Source organism: Sphingomonas sp. BK481, assembly GCF_014194875.1.
GTDB classification, from domain to species: Bacteria; Pseudomonadota; Alphaproteobacteria; order Sphingomonadales; family Sphingomonadaceae; genus Sphingomonas; species Sphingomonas aerolata.
The window spans coordinates 467,321-486,071 of record NZ_JACIAP010000002.1; the positions used below are offsets into that span (position 1 = coordinate 467,321).

Consider the following 18,751-nt stretch of genomic DNA (forward strand, 5'->3'; position numbering starts at 1 on the left):
ATGCTATTGGTAGCCCGATCAGGCGGGCGTTAGTCGGTACAGTCCTGCACTGTGCGGTGCGATTGTCTCCGTCAGGTCGGAGGATACGGACGGGAGCCCGCGCCGTGTCCACAGATCACGAGGGCGAACGATCCCCTCAGCCCGAGCCTATTGAGGGGCACGCGTATCGCCCGGGCTTTATTGTCTGTGTTGAACAAAGCAAGGTAGCGGTTGTTCGAGCGCGGTCCGCGGGCCGACCATACCCGTGTATTGTCCGTGACGAACTGCGGCTGGTTGTCGTAGCTTGCCTGATTGACAGCGATGACTTTGGGGTTGGTGAGCAGGTCGAGCGTCAGGCGGTCGAGATGGCGGAGGTCGCCGCCCATGATCAGTGGCGAGCGCTATAGACCAAAGGGTCATCAGCGTGTGTTGTTCGTCTGGCGTGAACTTGATGTCGCGCGTGCCGAGCGCCAATCGTCCGAGCGGTAGCATGTCCGCGTCCGGCCAGCCCCCCCGGTACGCGATGCGCGTTCCAGTTCTCGAGCCAAGTGAACTGAGCCTCGAGCAGCGGCCATTCATCCCAGAAATCGTCACTGATGCGCCACATCTGCGCGAAGCGGCGGACATGATCCGCGTGAGGAACAGGCGTTTCGCCGGGCGATAAGCTGAGGATGGTCGGGCGCCCGGTCGCGACGATCGCAGCATGCGCAGCCTCGATCTCGGGGGCATGTGCGTCATAGGGACGGCTCATGTCGTCCATCTTGACCAGGTCGACGCCCCATGAAGCATAGAGCGCGAACACGCCGTCGTAATAGGCCTGTGCGCCGGGCTTATGCATGTCGACGCCGTACATGTCGGGGTTCCACGGACAGACGCTGGCGGTGTCGGCAATATCGCGCGCACGGTACTTCGTCCCGAACACCGGCAGGTTGTGCTCCACCGCCAGTCGCGGAATACCGCGCATCAGGTGGATGCCGAACTGCAGGCCGAGCGTGTGCACCCGGTCGGCGAGCGGGCGGAAGCCCTTGCCGCCGGCGCTCGACGGACACCGGTTCGGCGCGGGCAGCAACCGGCCAAAGCCGTCCATCGCCGGTGTCGACTTGGTCGCGTAGGTGTAGCTGGTCGCCCCAGGCTCGTACCACTGAATATCGAGGGTGAAGACATCATAGCCCGACGGCAACAGCTTCTCCGCCATGATCGTCGCGGTCTCGATAGCCTGCGCCTCCGTGGTCGTCGTCGCAAAACTGTTCCAGCTGTTCCAGCCCATCGGCGGCGTCGGCGCCAAGAGCTTCGAGTCAGCACTCGCGCCAGCGCCTATCGCGGCCGCAGGTACGGCTGCGGCTCCTGCTGCAAGGAACGTCCGGCGATCGAGACCGCTCACCGCAATGGGCCGTTGGCAACCGGTTCGCCGAAATCGGGGGTGCCGTCGGGCTTGTACGTGAAGGTCTGGACGCGGGTGTGGCGGTTGGGATCGAACAACGGATCGCCCTTGATCGCCTCATAGTCGCGCGCGTGATAGACCAGGATGTCGCGGCCGCGTTCGTCGACAGTGAAGCTGTTGTGGCCAGGCCCGAAGACCTTGTGCTCGGGCGACGACTTGAACACCGGCTGCGACGATTTCGTCCAGGCTGCCGGATCCATGATGTCGGCATCGTCGCGCGCGGTCAGCATGCCCATGCAGTATCGAGCGTCGGTCGCACTCGCCGAATAGGTCATGAACAGCTTGCCGTTGCGCGCCAGCAGCGCGGGCGCCTCGGCGACCTTGAAGCCGCGGATCTCCCAATCAAGCGTCGGCACTGCCAGCCGCGCGGGCTTCGCCGCCAGCGTCAGCGGGGTTGCGAGCGGTGCAAGATAGAGGTTGCTGTTGGTCTCGATCCCCGGCTCGCGCTGTGCCCAGGCGAGATAGCGCGTGCCGCGGTGAACGAAGCTGGTCGAGTCGAGCGTGAAACTGTCCCACGGCGTCGTCAATTGCCCCAGCACAGTCCAGTTGCCGGTCATCGCGTCGGGTCCGTCGCAGACCACCGCGAAGGTGCGGATACGGAAAACGTCCTCGCCGCCGCCGCTCGGGCCTGCCGCGAAATACATGATCCAGCGGCCGTCGATCATGTGCAGCTCGGGTGCCCAAAGAAAACCGGACATCGGCCCGGTTTTCTCATGCCGCCACAACACGCGCTCCTTGGCTGTCGACAGCCCTGCCAGCGTGCGCGAGCGGCGCAGTACGAGCCGATCGTATTGGGGCACCGAGCCGGTCATGTAATAATAGCCGTCGGTGTGCAGAAAGACCTGTGCATCGGCACGCTGGCGGACCAGCGGGTTGACCGGCAGCGGCGCTTTGGCCGCAAGCCGCGCGAGGGCGCCGCTTGCGGTCGCTGCGCCGGCACCGGCCAAGAACAGCCGTCGTGTGAAATTCATCATCATGGTCGGTTCTCCGCAATTGGCCAGCCATCTGCACCCCAGGCGATCGGTGCGATGCGCAACGTCGGGGTGCCTTTGGTCTGGGAATCATAGGCATGGTAGACGACATAGTCCTTGCCGTCGGTATCGTGCATCACGCCGGGGTGGCCGGGTCCGCGAAAGCGCTGCGTTTCCTGCAGGTCGGCGCGCAGGAAGATCGTCCCCCCGCCCTGCATCATCGCGCTGCCGTCCTTGCCGAGATACGGCCCGGTGATCGCCTTCGATCGGCCGACGACGGTGTAATAGGTGCTGTTCACGCCCTTGCAACAATAGTCGTAGCTCGCGAGCAGCCAGTAATAGCCGCCATGGGCGATGATGAACGGCGCCTCGACCGGGGCGGGTCCGCCGGCTGGTGCGGGGCGGCGCGCGATCGCGTGAGGCTTCTCTACGGGGTCGAGTAGCTTGCCGGTCTTCGGGTTCAGCGCGAACAGCTTGATGCCGGTCCAGAAGCTGCCGAGCGATAGCCATTCGCGGCCCTGCGCATCGACGACATGGTTGGGATCGATCGCGTTGAAATCGTCCTTGGGCGTCGACATTACCACGAGCCCCTCGTCGCGCCAGCCATAGTCGGGCGCCTTGGGGTCGAGCGTCGGGCTGGTCGCGAGCCCGATCGCCGAGCGGTTCGAGCCGAAGGTGGAGACCGAATAATAAAGCCGGTACCGCCCGTCCCCGCTGCGCGAGATGTCGGGTGCCCACATCCCCTTGGTGCCCGGCACCGCTTTGGTCGCCCAGTCGGGCAGGCGCGACAGCGGCGGCGTACCCGCGGTCCAGTGGACAAGATCGGGCGAAGTGCGCGCGCTCAGCATCTGGCCGTCGAGCCCTGTGCCGTAGACGTAATAGGTATCCCCCGCCCGGATAATTACCGGGTCGTGAACGGGCACGATATCGCCGGTTAGACTGGCGTTTAGTGTCGGCGGCGCATCGGCGGTTTGCGCCAGCACGCTACTCGCGAGCGTCAGCGCGATCAGCCCGGTCGCCCATTTCGATGCGGCCATCGTCTCTCTCCCGGTAGGTACGCCCGCCGGTTGCTCCGGCGGGCGTCACGATCACTTCAGTTCGAGCATCACCACCGACATTGGTGGCAACGTCACCGACAGGGTGCCACCGCTCAGGCTAGCTCCAGTGAATGCCTTCGGTGCGACCGCGTTGGGCGCCTCGAAGCTGTTGAGCGCAGTCATAGTCGGCGCGGTCAGCACCTGCCCGGTGACGGTCTGCGCCGTCACGCCCGGCAGCGCGGCGGACACGCTGGTAGGCTTGTTCGGATCGAGGTTCGAGAGCGCGATCCGCACCACGCCGTCCTTGCCGCGGACGGAAGATGCGCTGACCGACGGCATCGTCCACTGGTCCTTGTTGTACCAGGGCGACTTGATGTCGATCGGCAGGACAGTGCCGTCCATGTACGGCTTGTACATCGCGAACACGTGATAGGTCGGCGTCAGCACCATCTTGCTGCCGTCGGTCAGGATCATCGCCTGCAGCACGTTCACCATCTGCGCGATCGCGGTCATCTTCACACGGTCGGCATGCTTGGCGAAGATGTTAAGGTTGATTGCGGTGACCAGCGCGTCCCGCAGCGTGTTCTGCTGGCGCAGGAAACCGGGGTTGGTGCCCGGATCGCCGGCATACCACGTGCCCCACTCGTCGACCGCGAGCCACATCGTCTTCTTCGGATCGACCTTGTCCATGATCGCCGAATGTTTGGTGATCAGCTCGTCCATCCTGAGCGTCTCGGACAACGTCTCGGCCCAGCCGCGCTCGTCAAACACGGTCGCGGACGCACGCGGCGGCCAGCCACCGGGGATCGTATAGTAATGCAGCGACAGCGCATCCACCTTGCCGACCAGCTCACGCGCCATTGTCTCGGTCCAGTGATAGTCGTCGACGTTGGCACCGCTCGCAATCTTCATGACGCGCGTATTTGCGGGCGCCTTGATGAAGGTGGCGTAACGTCGCGTGACGTCGGCGGCATACTCCGCGCGCATGTTGCCGCCACAGCCCCACAGCTCGTTGCCGACGCCGAAATACGGCACTGCCCACGGCGCCTTGTGGCCGTTTTTCGCGCGTTCGTCGGCTAGAGCACCGGCGGGCGAGGTCATATATTCGACCCACTCCGCCATTTCCTGCGGCGTGCCGTTGCCGACGTTGCCGGCTATATAGGCTTCGGCGCCCAGCTGTCCGGCAAGCTCCATGAACTCGTGCGTGCCGACCGTGTTTGGCTCGGTCACGCCGCCCCAATGCGTGTTGATCTTGGTCGGGCGCTTAGCCTTGGGACCGATCCCTTCTCGCCAGTGGTATTCGTCGGCAAAACAGCCGCCCGGCCAGCGCACCACCGGCACGCCTATCCCGCGAAGCGCGGTGACGACGTCAGTACGAAATCCGCGGACGTTGGGAATCTTCGACTTGTCCCCAACCCAGAGCCCGCCATAAATGCCGGTGCCGAGATGTTCCGCGAACTGCGTGAAGATGCGGCGATCATAGGTCGGGCCGGGCGTGTCCGCATGGACGGTCACGATTGCCGCAGCCGGAGTGGGTGCGTCGGTCTGCGCGGTTCCGATACCGGCGGTCGAGAGCAGCAGCGCGGCGGCGAGACCCTTCAGGGTACGGGTCATTTTTGCCTCAATCATCGAAAGCCTCCACGGATGTGCGGGTGCCGCGCAGGAACGCGTCGGCGACGAGTGTGAATGGGGTCGTGTCGACGTCGCTGCGGCCACCGCGAATGAGCGAGGCGAAGCGGGTGTAGAGGCCGGGATATTCCTCGTCGTCGTTATGCACGGTGCCGCTCGGCAAGGTAAGCACCGCGCCGCCCTTGGCGAGGCTTAGCGTGCCGTCGTCGGTCTCGACGACAATGTCCCAGCTCTGCGGGCCGGTCTGGCGCCAGTCAAGGTCCATGCTGATCGGCGTTCCGGCAGCACTGCGGAAGGTCAGGTCAGCGGCGATCGGCGCGGCGCGGTTGGCGGGCGTCGACAACGTCGCGGCCGTGAGGAAGAACGGCTGCGGCAGGATTTCGGTCGCGATCGAGAGCGCGTTGATGCCGGGATCGAAGACGCCAAGCCCACCCGGCTCCCAGATCCACGCCTGCCCCGGATGCCACACGCGAACGTCTTCGCGCCAGACGATCGACACGCGCTCGATCTGCCGCTCTGCGAGCCACGCCTTGGCCGGCGCGACGCCTGCTGCGAACCGCGAATGCCAGCCGGCGAACAGCGTCGTTCCCGTCTCGACAGCCTGTGCTTCGAGCGCATCGACCTCGGCCAGCGTCGCGCCGGGCGGCTTTTCGAGGAAGACGTGTACGCGCTTGGTGAGCGCCATCGAGGCCAGCTCGTAGCGCACCTGCGGCGGCGTGCAGAGCGCGATCGCGTCGATCGCCGGACCGTCGGCGAGCAACGCCTCCAGCGACCTGAAGTTGGCGACGCTCTCGACGCCCTCGACGCCCGCATCCCGCGGGCTGACGCTGGCGACGAGGTTGAATTCGGCGTTACCTGCGATCGAGGGCAGATGCTGGTCGCGGGCGATCTTGCCCATGCCGACGACGGCGATACGAATTGCGGCCATGCTCAAAGCGCCTTTACCGCGACCGGCTGCGGGGCAGCCCTGGTCAGCGTGTTGCGCAAGGGCAGCGTGAACGGCGCAGCCTCGATCTCGAACACATCGCCTTCGCGCGTCGTCACGCCGTCGGCGAACGACAGCGTCGCTGTGCCAAAGAAGTGGACGTGGACGTCGCCCGGACGGCGGAACAGATCATATTTGAAATGATGCGCCTCGAGGTTGGCGATGCTGTGCGACATGTTCGCCTCGCCCGAGAGGAACGGCTTTTCCCACAGCAGTGCGCCATCGCGGTGGATGCGGCTCGTCCCCTCGATATGCTGGGGCGGCGTGCCAACCAGCAGTTCGGGGCCAAGCGACGCCTGGCGCAGCTTGGAATGCGCCAGCCACAGGTAATTGTGGCGCTCCGTGACGTGATCGCTGAACTCGTTGGCAAGGCACAGGCCGAGCCGGAACGGCATGCCGTCGGGACCGATCAGGTAGATCCCGGCAAGCTCGGGCTCCTCGCCGCCATCCTCGGCGAAGTCGGGCATCGCGAACGCCGCACCTGGTGCGACGAGCCCCGAACCATCGCCCTTGTAGAACCATTCGGGCTGCTGCCCACGCGTCCCCGCTGCCGGCTTGCCGCCCTCGACGCCTTCGAGGAACATCCGCATCGAATCGGTCTGCTTCTCGGCATCCGCAGCGGCGCGGTGCATCTTGTCGCGGCCCTCGGCCGAACCGAGATGCGTCAGGCCGGTGCCGGTCATGATGAGGTGCGCCGGATCGACATGATCGATCGGCGAGGTCAGGCGGCCCGCGGCGAGTTCGGCGGCGATGTCGACGCTCGCGCCCGTTCCACAGGTCGCAACTGCGCTGACGAGATCGGTGCCGTCGGCGATCGCGCGTTCGGCGAGCGCACGGACGTTGTCTATGCCGGTAACGAACGCGGCCCCTTCACTGGTGGCCGCGATCACCGATCGCGTGCCGTCGACGCCAACATGCTGCAACAGGCGCAAAGTCATCACACTCTCTCCTAAGCGGGACGCCGTTGTTACGGTTCGTCCCCGATATCTCGATTTAGTTGGCGGGAACGCCGTCAATCAGCCGCGGCGCGGTCGTGCCGTCACGCAGAACCTCCGGCAGCATTTCTGGCAGCAAATTCTGGTACGACACCGGCCGCAGGAAGCGATCGATCGCCAGGCTGCCGACCGAGGTCGTGCGTCCATCCGAGGTCGCCGGGAATGGACCGCCATGCACCATCGCATGCGCGACTTCGACGCCGGTGGGCCAGCCGTTCGCGAGAATGCGTCCAGCCTTGCGCTCGAGCAGCGGTATCAGCCGCGACGCCACGTCGGCGTCGCCCGCGTCCATCTGGATCGTCGCAGTCAGCTGGCCCTCGGCGGCGCGCAACACGGCATGAAGCTCGTCCTCGTTCGTGCAGCGCACCAGCAGCGACGACGCACCGAACACTTCATGGCCCAGCGCCTTGTCGCTCAGGAACTGCGCGGCGGTCGTCTCGAAGAATGCCGCCTGCCCTTGGGCGACGCCTTCGCCGACCTTGCCACGCGCGATCTCGTTCACCGCGTCGTGGCTGGCCAGTGCGGCGATGCCCTGCTCGTAGGCGGCATGAATGCCGCTGGTGAGCATCGTTGCGGCAGGAGCCTCCGGCAATGCCGTTGCGGCAGCGGACACGAATGCGTCGAGCCCCTGGCCTTCGAGCGCGAGCACGAGACCGGGGTTGGTGCAGAACTGGCCCGCGCCCATCGTCAGTGACCCGACGAACGCCGTACCGAGCGCAGCGCCACGGGCCTTCAGCGCTTCGGGCAGCAACACAACCGGGTTGATGCTCGACATCTCGGCATAGACCGGGATCGGGACTTCGCGGGCCCGCGCGAGCTTGGCCAAGGCCAGTCCCCCAGCCCGCGAACCGGTGAACCCGACAGCGGCGATCCTCGAATCCTGCACCAGCGCGCTGCCGAGCTCGTTGCCGGGCCCGACCAGATGGGAGAACACGCCCTTGGGCAGCCCACACGCCGCGACCGCGGCATCGATCGCGCCAGCGACCATTGCGCCGGTGGCGGGATGTGCAGGATGACCCTTGACGACGACCGGGCAACCGGCTGCCAGCGCCGACGCGGTGTCGCCACCGGCAGTCGAGAAGGCGAGCGGGAAATTGCTCGCCCCGAACACCGCGACCGGACCGAGCGGGATCATACGCAAGCGCAGGTCAGGACGCGGCAGCGGTGCGCGATCGGGGAGTGCCGGATCGATCCGCAACCCCATCCAGCCGCCACGGCGAACGACGCCTGCGAACAGCTTCAACTGGCCGACGGTACGCCCGCGCTCGCCCTCCAGCCGGGCGCGCGGCAGGCCACTCTCGCGCATCGCGGTGACGATCAGGTCGTCGCCCAGTGCGACGATCCCCGCGCCGATCCGCTCCAGGAAGTCCGCCCGTGCGTCATTGGTGGTCGCGCGGTATACGTCGAACGCGGCTTCTGCAGCGGCGCAGCCCGCTTCGACGTCGCCATGGCCATGAACCGCAATCGGATCGCCAACGGTCGCACCCGTTGCCGCCTCGACGGACCAGAAGCCTGTATCGTGAACCTTGTTCGCAAAAAACACGTCGGCCATATGGTATTCGCTCCTTATACTCTGACATATAAGGCTCGTTTGAGTTTGGCAATCTACGACATTCCTCCATCTGGAACGGCGTGGTATCTGTCGAACAGGGAGCGCGAATGACTAAGACTCAAGACGTTAACGACGTCGTTGATGCGATCAGTGAACCGCCGCGGGCCACCCGTGGTACGGGAAGACGGTTGCACGGGGCCGTTGCTCACAAGCTGGGAACGGCGATATTGTCCGGGAAATACGCGCCTGGCGACACGCTTTCCGGGGAGGTCGAGTTCTCAGCGATGCTGGACGTGTCGCGTACTGCTTACCGCGAAGCCATCCAAGTCCTGACTGCCAAGGGGCTCGTGGAGAGCCGTCCGAAAATCGGAACGCGCATACTGCCGCGCAGCCGGTGGAACTTGCTCGATCCCGACGTTCTGGCGTGGTCGTTTGCTGGCGAACCTGACATCGGATTGATCCGCAGTCTCTTCGAACTTCGCGCGATCGTCGAGCCTGCCGCAGCGGCGCTGGCCGCCCAGAGACGCGAGCGCAGCGACCTCAAGATCATGAAGGATGCGCTCGCGGCGATGCGGCGGCATACCTTGGCCACCGAAGCCGGCCGCGCGGCGGACCGCGAGTTTCACGATGCGGTACTGACCGCGACGCGCAACGACGCATTGATCGTACTGAGCGCGAGCATCGGCGCCGCGGTCGGTTGGACGACGCAGTTCAAGCAGCGCGCACGTGCCCTGCCTCGCAATCCCATCCCGGATCACGCGCTGGTCTACGACGCGATCGCTGCAGGCGATGCGAACGGTGCCAGCAGGGCGATGCGAACCCTGGTCGATCTGGCGCTGGAGGATACGAAGCTGGCGATGGCGCGCTGATCGCACGCCACCGTCGTCTCGGCTTCCTTTGCTCTGACTAAGCGGAGCCTTGGTTAAGCTGAACTCTGATTAAGGAACGGGAACGGGATCAGGCGGCGCGTCGGTCACGCGCGACCCCCATACCGCGTAGAACAGGATATAGAGTTCGCACACGGCGGTCAGCAGGAACGAGATCTGCAACCCGTAGGTGTCGGCGAGCCAACCCTGGACGACCACTAGCGCGCCGCCGGCTATTGCCATGATCAGCAGCCCCGACCCTTCTTCGGTCAGCGGCCCCAGGCCACGGATGCCGAGAGTGAAGATCGTCGGAAACATGATCGAGTGGAAGAGCCCGACCGAAATCAGCGACCACATCGCGGCATGGCCGGTGGTGAAGGTCGCGATCAACATGACGACGAACGCGCCGATGCTCGCCACCGCCAGCACGCGCTCGGCGGGGATCGTCCGCATCACTACGCTGCCGACCAGCCGCCCGACCATCATTCCGCCCCACAGGACGAACAGGTAATGCGAGGCCTGCTCGTGCGTGAGGTTGCCGATGTCCGGCTGGCTGACGAAATTGATGAACAGGTTGGCGACGCCGATCTCGGCGATAAGATAGATGAAGATCGCCGGAATGCCGAGTACGAGGTTGCGGTGCGACCAGAGTGACAGCCCCTTGCGCTCCGCCTTTGCCGAGCGCTGCGTCGATGCGCCCATCGCCGGCAACGGGAAGCGCGCGATGACGATCGCGAGCACCACCAGTACGCCGGCGACGATAAGATACGGCAACACCACCGACTGTGCGTCGGCGAGCCGTTCGGCCGGCGTGAGGACTGCCGTTGACCCAGCAACCGCGGTACCGGAGGTTGAGCGGCCGAGGATCAGATATCCACCGAACAGCGGCGCGAGCGTGGCGCCCGCCGAGTTGAACGCCTGGACCAGGTTGAGCCGCGACGAGGCGGTCTCGGGCGGACCGACGACGGCGACATACGGGTTGGCGGCGACCTGCAGCAGCGTGATCCCACTCGCGATCACGAACAGCGCGAATAGCGTGACGCCGTAGGAGGGCAGCCGCGCGGCGGGTACCATCATCAACGCTCCAACCGCCATCAGACCCAGCCCGAACACCATCGCGCGCTGGTAGCCGACCCGTTCGATCAGCTTGGCCGACGGGATCGACGCGAAGAAATAGGCGATGAACCAGACGCTCTCGATCAGCGTGGTCTGTGTGTAGCTGAGGTCGAACACGCTGCGCAGGTGCGGTAGCAGCGTGTTGTTGATGACGGTGATGAAGCCCCACATGAAGAACAGACTGGCCAGCAGCGTCAACGCGGATCGGTAGCTTGGCCCCCCGCTTGGCGGCACTTGTGTCGCAGCACCCTCAACCTGTCGTTGCATCTGTATCGGCATCGCCATAATCGTTCATCCGCCGTGCCATGTCGGCGACTGATCGACGGACTATGGTCGATCGTCTTTTCCCGCACGGCTTGCCCAGAAATATATTGTCTGACTATATAGCCGCATAAGGCGCGTCAACGGCGCCGAACGATTAAGGACGGGATGCGCGCAATGATTAAGTCGGTGTCGAAGTCGGGGATCATACTATCAGTCGCACTGGCGGCGCTGACGGCTCAGGCCGCCAACGCCGCGACGGCCAAGCGCGGTGCATTCGGCACCCTGCCCGACGGTACCGCGATCGAGGCGGTGACGTTGACCGGCAGCAACGGCGTCAGCGCGAGGATCATGACGCTCGGCGCGACGCTCCAGTCGTTCAGCGCGCCCGACCGCAACGGCAAGACGGTCGACATCACGCTCGGCTATGACGATGCTGCAAGCTATGTCAGCGCACCGAACTTCTGGGGCCAGACGGTCGGACGCTATGCCAATCGGATCGCCGGTGGCCGTTTCGAGCTTGACGGCAAGGCGTATCAGCTCCCGCTCAATGACAAGACCAACAGTTTGCATGGCGGCACTACCGGTTTTGACAAGCGGATCTGGAAGATCGTCTCGGTCTCGAACGGCGCGCAGGCGAAGGTCGTGATGACGATGACCAGCCCGGCAGGGGACCAGGGCTATCCGGGCACGCTTGCGGTCAAGGTCGCCTATGCGCTTGACGACAAGGGCGGACTGACGATCGACTTCGATGCGACGACCGACGCGCCGACGATCGTCAACCTGACCAACCATGCGCTGTTCGACCTCGCCGGCGAAGGCTCGGCGACCGGGATCTACGGCCAGCGTCTGACCATCCGCGCCCGCCGCTATACGCCCGTCGATGCTGCGCTGATCCCGACCGGCGAGTTGAAGCCAGTAGCCGGCACCGTGTTCGACTTCACCAAGGGCCGTGCGCTGTCAGATGGCATCCGTGACGGCCGCGATCCGCAGATCGTCATCGGCCGCGGCTGGGACCACAATTTCGTGCTCGACAAGGGCGCGAGCGCGGAGCCCGGCTTGGCCGCCCGCGTCGAGGACCCTGCATCGGGTCGCGTGCTCGAAGTATTCACGACGGAGCCTGGCGTGCAATTTTACGCGGGCAATTTCCTCGACGGCTCGCTGGTCGGCAAGTCGGGTCACGTCTATCGGATGGGCGACGGCCTAGCGCTCGAACCACAGAAGTTTCCCGACACGCCTAACCAGCCGGCGTTCGGCTCAGCGCGCGTCGATCCGGGCAAGCCCTATCACCACCGCATGATCTACCGCGTTTCCGTCGCCCGCTGACCCCCCGCTGATCCGATTTTCAGAAAGCCCAATCGATGACCGACTTGACCACGCCTCTTCAGAAGCTTCGTTCGCGCGCCTGGTTCGACAACCCCGAGAACATCGACATGACCGCGCTCTATCTGGAGCGCTATTTGAACTTCGGGCTGTCTCTGGAGGAGCTGCGTTCGGGCAAGCCGATCATCGGCATCGCGCAGACCGGCAGCGACCTCAGCCCCTGCAACCGCCATCACCTCGTGCTCGCCGAACGCCTGCGCGAAGGCATCCGCGAGGCGGGCGGGATCGCGCTCGAATTCCCGGTCCACCCGATCCAGGAGACCGGCAAGCGCCCGACCGCCGGGCTCGACCGCAACCTTGCCTATCTCGCGCTGGTCGAGGTGCTGTACGGCTATCCGCTCGACGGCGTCGTGCTGACGATCGGCTGCGACAAGACCACGCCTGCCTGCCTGATGGCCGCGGCGACCGTCAACATTCCCGCCATCGCGCTGTCGGTGGGCCCGATGCTGAACGGCTGGCACAAGGGTGAGCGGACCGGGTCGGGGACGATCGTGTGGAAGGCGCGCGAGCTGCTCGCGACCGGCGCGATCGATGACAAAGGCTTCATCAAGCTCGTCGCTTCGTCGGCGCCCTCGACCGGCTATTGCAACACGATGGGCACCGCGACGACGATGAATTCGCTCGCCGAGGCGCTCGGCATGCAGCTGCCCGGCTCGGCCGCGATCCCCGCGCCCTACCGCGACCGCCAGGAGGTCGCGTACAAGACCGGCAAGCGCATCGTCGACATGGTTTCCGAAGATCTAAAGCCTTCGGACATCCTCACCAAGGAGGCGTTCCACAACGCGATCGTCGTCAATTCGGCGATCGGCGGCTCGACCAACGCACCGATCCACCTCGCCGCGATCGCGCGCCACATCGGTGTCGACCTGCCGATCGACGACTGGCAGACTCACGGCCACAAGGTGCCGTTGATGGTCAATCTTCAGCCTGCGGGCGAGTATCTCGGCGAGGATTATTATCATGCCGGCGGCGTGCCCGCCGTCGTCGCTGAGCTGATGAAGCAGGGGCTGATCCACGAAGAAGCGATGACCGCGAACGGCAAGTCGATCGGCGACAATTGCCGGACCGCGGCGATCGAGGACGAGCGCGTCATCCGGCCGTTCGCGACGCCGCTGCTGGAGGATGCCGGCTTCATCGTGCTCCGCGGCAATTTGTTCGACAGCGCGATCATGAAGACGAGCGTCATCTCGCCGGAGTTCCGCGAACGCTATCTCAGCAATCCTGACGATCTCGAGGCGTTCGAGGGCCCCGCGGTCGTGTTCGACGGTCCCGAAGATTATCACCACCGGATTGACGACCCGTCGCTCGGCATCACGACCGACACGTTGTTGTTCATGCGCGGCGCCGGGCCGATCGGCTATCCGGGTGCCGCCGAAGTCGTCAACATGCGGCCGCCGGCGTATCTGATCAGGGAGGGGGTTCATGCCCTCCCCTGTATCGGTGACGGCCGGCAGTCAGGGACGTCGGGGTCTCCGTCGATCCTCAACGCCTCGCCTGAGGCCGCGGCGATGGGCGGCCTTGCGCTGATCCGCACGGGCGACCGCGTCCGCATCGATCTCGCCAAGGGCAGCGCCAACGTGCTGATCTCCGACGAGGAACTCGCCGATCGCCGCCGCGCCCTCACCGCTGACGGCGGCTATGCCTTCCCGCGTTCGCAGACGCCTTGGCAGGAAATCCAGCGCGCCACCGTCGGCCAGATGGAAACGGGCGCGATCCTCGAGGGTGCCGAGAAGTATCAGCGGATTGCGCAGACAATGGGGCTACCGCGCGACAACCACTGAACGTCTGATTCTATTCTCCGTCGATAGAACGGGGGCGGTGGTGTGCGGAAGGTCCATCCAACTTTAAATCCCGGTGATGCGCGTCAGGCTGAACTTGCCGCGAACGTTCTCGAGCCGGCGCATCAGGAACGTGCCTTGGCCCATCCACTGCTTGATGGTGCCGAAGGAATGGTCGACGCTGTTTCGTCGGTGGTCGAGCACATCGGTGCGCAGGGCCAACCGCGCCGCCATGCGGTCGAGAACGGCCTCGTTCTCCAGGCGCGAGACGCGGCGGAATGACTGAGTGCAGCGCGACTTTAGCGAGCACGCCTTGCAAGCATCGCGGTTGGCATAGTCGACCTTCACATTGTCGCGTGACTTGCCCCTGTACCGCGGCGAGAGCGTTGCCCGAGCCGGGCAAACGAAGACGTCTCGGTCTGGCTCGTAGCGGAACACGTCCTTGCCGAAGAAGCCCTCGCGCACGGCGGGACCGCGGATTGGCTTTGGCACATAAGCCGTAACCCCGATCGGCAACGGCCTCGATCCGCTCGACGCCGAGCACTTCCATCGCCGCTGTCGCAATCTGCGCGAGCAGGCCGAGATCGAGGACCTGGTTGCTCACCGCCTGCTTGGCGATCAGCTTGTGCTTCACGTCGACGGCGAGCTGGATGTTGTAGCCGACCCCCACTTTGGTCATGCGCGCCATCGCGCGGGCGTCCGGATCGGTCAGCGAGACCTAGTCGGCGCCGGTGCGATCCAGTTCGGCGAGCATCTCCTTGTGACGATCGCGCTTGCTCTTAATGGCGGCGATCTTCTCGGCAAGCTTGCCATCACCATTGCCGGAACCGCCGCCCGGCGTGCGATTTTCGTCAGCATCGCCCTCGTCGAGCCGTTTCATGTAGCCGGCGAGCCTCTCGTCCGCAACCTGGATAGCTTTGACGAGGGACGACCGGGTGAAGTTCCGGGGCTTGTTGTTGACCGCCTTAATGCGCGTGCCGTCGACCGCCACGAGCTCGCGCCCGAACAGATCGAGCTGACGACACAGCACCGCGAACTCGCGGAACACCGTCTTAAAGGCGGCACGGTTGTCGCGGCGGAAGTCGGGAATGGTTTTGAAATCGGGCTTGAGGTGCCGTAGCAGCCAGATGGCCTCGACATTGCGGTGCGTCTCGGTTTCCAGGCGCCGGCTCGACCGAATCCGGTTCAGGTAGCCGTAGATGTACAGCTTTAGCAGATCTGCCGGATCGTAGCCCGGGCGGCCCGTTCCCTTGGGCTGTACACGCTCAAAGCCGGCCGCCCCAAGGTCGAGCCCGTCAACAAAGGCCTCAATGAACCTGACCGGATTATCCGGTCCTACATAATCATCTACCGCCTCGGGCAGCAGCAAGAGCTGCGAGCGGTCCGCTCCAGACAGATGCGCCATGCCAGAAACATACCATGCGCTGCGATCCGCGGGAATCCTCAGACCGAGTTCTCACACAGTCTGTTTGATCTCTACATCAAAATCGAGAGAGCCAATGGCAAACCAACGCCCCGCTAGTTAGCTTGGTATCAAGGTTATTGAGAGATTAGCAAATGCGACTTCTGGCCATTATAAAAAACCGAGCCGGTGGAGCCGGCGTATCAACTCATATAGTGTACTCTCTCGGACGGCCCATCGATGTCTCAATTAATTACGACGCAGAAGCCGTCACCAATCATGTAGAAAATGGCAAATGGCAAATGGCAAATGGCAAACTATACGACTATATAATTCAAAATAATAATCTATCTAAACCTGGGTGTTTGATCCCACGGTTTGATGGTGCGATCCTTTCGTTAGACTGGAAGGAAGCCGTATGGGACAGGTACGTCACGGGAGCGCCACGACCACGCACGCCGTCAGAGCAGCAATACAGCGATCGCAAGCTTCGCTCTCGACGCTGAGCCGGGAGCTTGGGATCAACCCGAAGACGGTGGCGAAATGGCGCAAACGGGCTACGGTTGAGGATCTGAAGACCGGGCCGAACGCCCCTCACTCCACGACCTTGACCGAAGCCGAGGAGGCAGCGGTCGTCGCATTCCGGCGTCACACATTACTGCCGCTCGACGATTGCCTCTATGCGTTGCAGCCGTCGATGCCGCATCTGACACGCTCAGCGCTGCACCGCTGCCTGCAGCGTCATGGCATATCCCGTCTGCCGGACATTGAGGGGGACAAGCCGAAGCGACAGCGCTTCAAGCGCTACCCTATCGGTTTCTTCCACGTGGACATCGCTGAGGTGCAGACCGCCGAGGGCAAGCTCTACCTGTTCGTCGGCATCGACCGCACCAGCAAGTTCGCGGTCACTCAACTCGTCGACAAGGCTGACAGGCGGACGGCTTGGGAGTTCCTCGAACTTCTGCTGAAGGCCGTGCCCTACCGCATTCACACGATCCTGACCGACAACGGCATCCAGTTCGCCGAGCAATTGCGCAACCGCAACACCGCCTGGTCACGCCAAATGCGCTTCGACATGATCTGCGAGGCGAACGACATCGAGCACCGGCTAACCAAGCCGAACCATCCCTGGACCAACGGGCAGGTCGAGCGGATGAACCGCACCATCAAGGAAGCGACCGTCAAACGCTTTCACTACGAGAGCCACGAGCAGTTGCGGGTGCACCTCGCCGACTTCATGGCAGCCTACAATTTCGCCCGCCGGCTCAAGACGCTCAGTGGCCTCACGCCTTACGAATACATCGCCAAAATCTGGACGTCAGAGCCGGATAGGTTCATCGTCGATCCGATCCACCAGATGCCGGGACTAAACACCTAAGGGATACGGGCAGTGGCCTAGCGAGCCCTACGAAATTGGTAGTTTCTCAACATACGTTACCCTGTAGCGCTGAGGGAGACTTAGAACCGTTAAGGTTTTGATTGTAAGCGTAAACACGAAGGAGTTCGTGTGCGCACCCAACAGGAAACGTCCCGCCTGGACGCATTATATCAGCTGAAACTGCTGGATACCCCAGCAAGCGAAAGCTTCGATCGTATTACCAGGATGGCTAGCCAAATATTCGGCCTGCCGGTTGCCGCAATATCGCTGACCGATCATGATCGGCAATGGTTCAAGTCCCGGGTCGGGGTCGATCATCGCAGCATTCCGCGAGACAAGGCACCCTGTGCCGCGGTTGCGGAATCGACGCAAACCTTGGTCATCGAGAACATCTTTGAGCACCCTCATTACGCCGACAGCCCTCTTGGCCGTGCCGGCACCCGCTTTTATGCCGGCGCCCCGCTAGTGACCAACGATGGGTATGGTCTTGGAGCGTTATGCGTTCTAAGTACAGAACCCCGGGTAGCTTCGGCAGCCGAGATTACAGCTCTTACTGATTTGGCCGCCATGGTCATGGCGCAGATCGAACTTCAGCACGCATTTGGTCGGATCGATCCAGTCAGTGGAATGCCGACGAGAAGCCAGTTCCGCGAGGATCTGATGGACCTGGCGCGAGACCATGCAGGAGAGCGCTACATCGCCGTCGTCGTCGACCTGGCACGTGAAGACCAGATTGGCAGGATTACGCGCGTCATGGGCTCGGCACGTGTCGACCAGCTCGTTCATGAGGCTGCGCAGTCGCTTCGAGCCGCGCTTGGTCCGGAGCGAAGCGCCTACCAGGTCGGCGTTGCGCAATTCGCATTCATCTCTGCGCCGGACGTCGAGCAAGGGGCGTATATCGAATTTCTGAAGTCTAGTTTTGAGAGCTTGCGAGCGTCGTCCTCGGCCCGGTTCGTCACCAACATCGCGATCGGTGTCCGGTCATTCGTCGCTGGCGCCGTATCAGTCGATGACGTCATTCGTGGAGCAACGAGTGCCGCTCAGGATGCAAGAAGCACGGACGGATCGATAGCCTCGTATTCGCCGGCACGCGACACAGCACATCGCCGTCAGTACGGTCTTCTACAAGATTTTGGCACCGCGCTCGAGGCAGGAAACCAGCTGCGGCTTGTTTATCAGCCTCGGATCGCTCTTGCGACGGGACTATGTATCGGTGCCGAAGCGCTGCTGCGATGGCGGCATCCACGTCTAGGCGACGTCTCTCCGGCAGAGTTCATCCCGATCATTGAGCAGACGTCACTTGCCCGACCGACCACACAATGGGTTCTGGGGAGAGCGTTGGACCAGCTCGCGAGGTGGAACGACGCCGGGCTGGCCATAACGCTATCGGTGAACATTTCGGCTGCCAATCTCGGCGAAGCGGACCTCATCGAGCGGATCGAGTCTGGTCTGACCAATCGGAAGCTGCCGTTCGGCTGCCTTGAGATTGAGTTGACGGAAAGCGCGATTATGGATCAGCCAGACCAGGCGCTGGACATGCTGCGCAAGTTCGAAGCCGCAGGGGTCTGCCTTGCGATTGACGACTTCGGCACCGGTCATAGCAGCCTTGCCTATCTTCAGCGCTTGCCGGCCCAAGTCGTGAAAATTGACCAAACGTTCGTGCGCAATTTGTCTGAGGCGACGGGATCCGACTTCGTCCTAGTCGAAACAATGATCGGTCTGGCGCACAAGCTCGGTTATCGGGTGGTCGCGGAAGGTGTTGAGACCAACGAGGCAGCGGTCATTCTGAGGGAATTGGGCTGCGAGGAAGCTCAAGGCTTCTGGTTCGCGCGACCGATGGAAGCGGACCAGTTCGTTGCCTGGCTCTCGGACCGGCTGGCCAATACGTTAGCTTCCCCCCTGAAGCCTGAGGGCCCACCAAGCTGCGCGAGTCTACGCATCAACCAATAGTGGGTGATTGACGGCGGCCAGAATCGCC

General features: G+C 63.6%; 13 protein-coding genes and 2 pseudogenes. 5 read left to right on the forward strand and 10 right to left on the reverse strand.

Annotated features, from left to right (window positions below; all coding sequences use genetic code 11):
- Positions 1–18 precede the first annotated feature (18 nt).
- The 7 genes and pseudogenes from FHY04_RS05895 to FHY04_RS05925 form a co-directional block, all read right to left on the reverse strand.
- Positions 19–1,246 (reverse strand): annotated as a pseudogene (locus FHY04_RS05895) (glycoside hydrolase family 27 protein).
- A gap of 116 nt (positions 1,247–1,362) precedes the next feature.
- Positions 1,363–2,391 (reverse strand): annotated as a pseudogene (locus FHY04_RS05900) (family 43 glycosylhydrolase); the annotation flags it as partial.
- A 2-nt stretch (positions 2,392–2,393) separates the two neighbouring features.
- Positions 2,394–3,428, reverse strand: coding sequence for an arabinan endo-1,5-alpha-L-arabinosidase (locus FHY04_RS05905; protein WP_183935774.1), 1,035 nt, complete (start codon positions 3,426–3,428; stop codon positions 2,394–2,396).
- A gap of 51 nt (positions 3,429–3,479) precedes the next feature.
- Positions 3,480–5,042 carry an alpha-N-arabinofuranosidase gene (locus FHY04_RS05910; protein WP_183935775.1) on the reverse strand — a complete coding sequence of 521 codons (1,563 nt, stop codon included), beginning with the start codon at positions 5,040–5,042 and terminating at the stop codon, positions 3,480–3,482.
- A gap of 7 nt (positions 5,043–5,049) precedes the next feature.
- Positions 5,050–5,985 (reverse strand): Gfo/Idh/MocA family protein, encoded by a 936-nt coding sequence (locus tag FHY04_RS05915; RefSeq protein WP_183935776.1) that lies wholly within the window; start codon positions 5,983–5,985, stop codon positions 5,050–5,052.
- Between the two features lie 2 nt (positions 5,986–5,987).
- Positions 5,988–6,980 (reverse strand): AraD1 family protein, encoded by a 993-nt coding sequence (araD1, locus tag FHY04_RS05920; RefSeq protein ID WP_183935860.1) that lies wholly within the window; start codon positions 6,978–6,980, stop codon positions 5,988–5,990.
- Positions 6,981–7,035: 55 nt separating this feature from the next.
- On the reverse strand, positions 7,036–8,589 hold the full coding sequence (locus FHY04_RS05925) for an aldehyde dehydrogenase (NADP(+)) (protein WP_183935777.1): 1,554 nt from the start codon (positions 8,587–8,589) through the stop codon (positions 7,036–7,038).
- Positions 8,590–8,696: 107 nt separating this feature from the next.
- On the opposite strand from FHY04_RS05925, the gene FHY04_RS05930 reads away from it, so the two are divergent.
- On the forward strand, positions 8,697–9,458 hold the full coding sequence (locus FHY04_RS05930) for a FadR/GntR family transcriptional regulator (RefSeq protein WP_183935778.1): 762 nt from the start codon (positions 8,697–8,699) through the stop codon (positions 9,456–9,458).
- A 69-nt stretch (positions 9,459–9,527) separates the two neighbouring features.
- Here FHY04_RS05930 and FHY04_RS05935 read toward each other — a convergent pair whose 3' ends face one another.
- Positions 9,528–10,856 (reverse strand): sugar MFS transporter, encoded by a 1,329-nt coding sequence (locus FHY04_RS05935; RefSeq protein WP_183935779.1) that lies wholly within the window; start codon positions 10,854–10,856, stop codon positions 9,528–9,530.
- A 144-nt stretch (positions 10,857–11,000) separates the two neighbouring features.
- Here FHY04_RS05935 and FHY04_RS05940 point away from each other — a divergent pair, with 144 nt between their 5' ends.
- Both FHY04_RS05940 and FHY04_RS05945 read left to right on the forward strand, forming a co-directional pair.
- A complete protein-coding gene (locus tag FHY04_RS05940; protein WP_183935780.1) occupies positions 11,001–12,158 on the forward strand; it encodes an aldose epimerase family protein in 1,158 nt (385 codons plus the stop codon).
- Between the two features lie 35 nt (positions 12,159–12,193).
- Positions 12,194–13,996, forward strand: coding sequence for an IlvD/Edd family dehydratase (locus tag FHY04_RS05945; RefSeq protein WP_183935781.1), 1,803 nt, complete (start codon positions 12,194–12,196; stop codon positions 13,994–13,996).
- A 63-nt stretch (positions 13,997–14,059) separates the two neighbouring features.
- On the opposite strand, the gene FHY04_RS22260 is transcribed toward FHY04_RS05945, so the two are convergent.
- Positions 14,060–14,458 carry a transposase gene (locus FHY04_RS22260; RefSeq protein ID WP_221211655.1) on the reverse strand — a complete coding sequence of 133 codons (399 nt, stop codon included), beginning with the start codon at positions 14,456–14,458 and terminating at the stop codon, positions 14,060–14,062.
- Positions 14,459–14,711: 253 nt separating this feature from the next.
- Positions 14,712–15,398 (reverse strand): transposase, encoded by a 687-nt coding sequence (locus FHY04_RS22265; protein WP_221211656.1) that lies wholly within the window; start codon positions 15,396–15,398, stop codon positions 14,712–14,714.
- Positions 15,399–15,813: 415 nt separating this feature from the next.
- Between FHY04_RS22265 and FHY04_RS05955 the strand changes: the two genes are divergently transcribed.
- On the forward strand, positions 15,814–16,773 hold the full coding sequence (locus tag FHY04_RS05955) for an IS481 family transposase (protein WP_183935782.1): 960 nt from the start codon (positions 15,814–15,816) through the stop codon (positions 16,771–16,773).
- Positions 16,774–16,902: 129 nt separating this feature from the next.
- Positions 16,903–18,723: a bifunctional diguanylate cyclase/phosphodiesterase gene (locus FHY04_RS05960; RefSeq protein WP_183935783.1), complete on the forward strand. Its 1,821-nt coding sequence runs from the start codon at positions 16,903–16,905 to the stop codon at positions 18,721–18,723.
- Positions 18,724–18,751 lie beyond the last annotated feature (28 nt).

Coding starts and splice junctions, on each gene's coding strand:
- FHY04_RS05925 (WP_183935777.1), bottom strand. CDS start 8,589: ATGGCCGACGTGTTTTTTGCGAACAAGGTTCACGATACAGGCTTCTGG.
- FHY04_RS05945 (WP_183935781.1), top strand. CDS start 12,194: ATGACCGACTTGACCACGCCTCTTCAGAAGCTTCGTTCGCGCGCCTGG.
- araD1 (WP_183935860.1), bottom strand. CDS start 6,980: ATGACTTTGCGCCTGTTGCAGCATGTTGGCGTCGACGGCACGCGATCG.
- FHY04_RS05915 (WP_183935776.1), bottom strand. CDS start 5,985: ATGGCCGCAATTCGTATCGCCGTCGTCGGCATGGGCAAGATCGCCCGC.
- FHY04_RS05940 (WP_183935780.1), top strand. CDS start 11,001: ATGCGCGCAATGATTAAGTCGGTGTCGAAGTCGGGGATCATACTATCA.
- FHY04_RS05935 (WP_183935779.1), bottom strand. CDS start 10,856: ATGGCGATGCCGATACAGATGCAACGACAGGTTGAGGGTGCTGCGACA.
- FHY04_RS22265 (WP_221211656.1), bottom strand. CDS start 15,398: ATGGCGCATCTGTCTGGAGCGGACCGCTCGCAGCTCTTGCTGCTGCCC.
- FHY04_RS05910 (WP_183935775.1), bottom strand. CDS start 5,042: ATGACCCGTACCCTGAAGGGTCTCGCCGCCGCGCTGCTGCTCTCGACC.
- FHY04_RS05930 (WP_183935778.1), top strand. CDS start 8,697: ATGACTAAGACTCAAGACGTTAACGACGTCGTTGATGCGATCAGTGAA.
- FHY04_RS05905 (WP_183935774.1), bottom strand. CDS start 3,428: ATGGCCGCATCGAAATGGGCGACCGGGCTGATCGCGCTGACGCTCGCG.
- FHY04_RS05955 (WP_183935782.1), top strand. CDS start 15,814: ATGGGACAGGTACGTCACGGGAGCGCCACGACCACGCACGCCGTCAGA.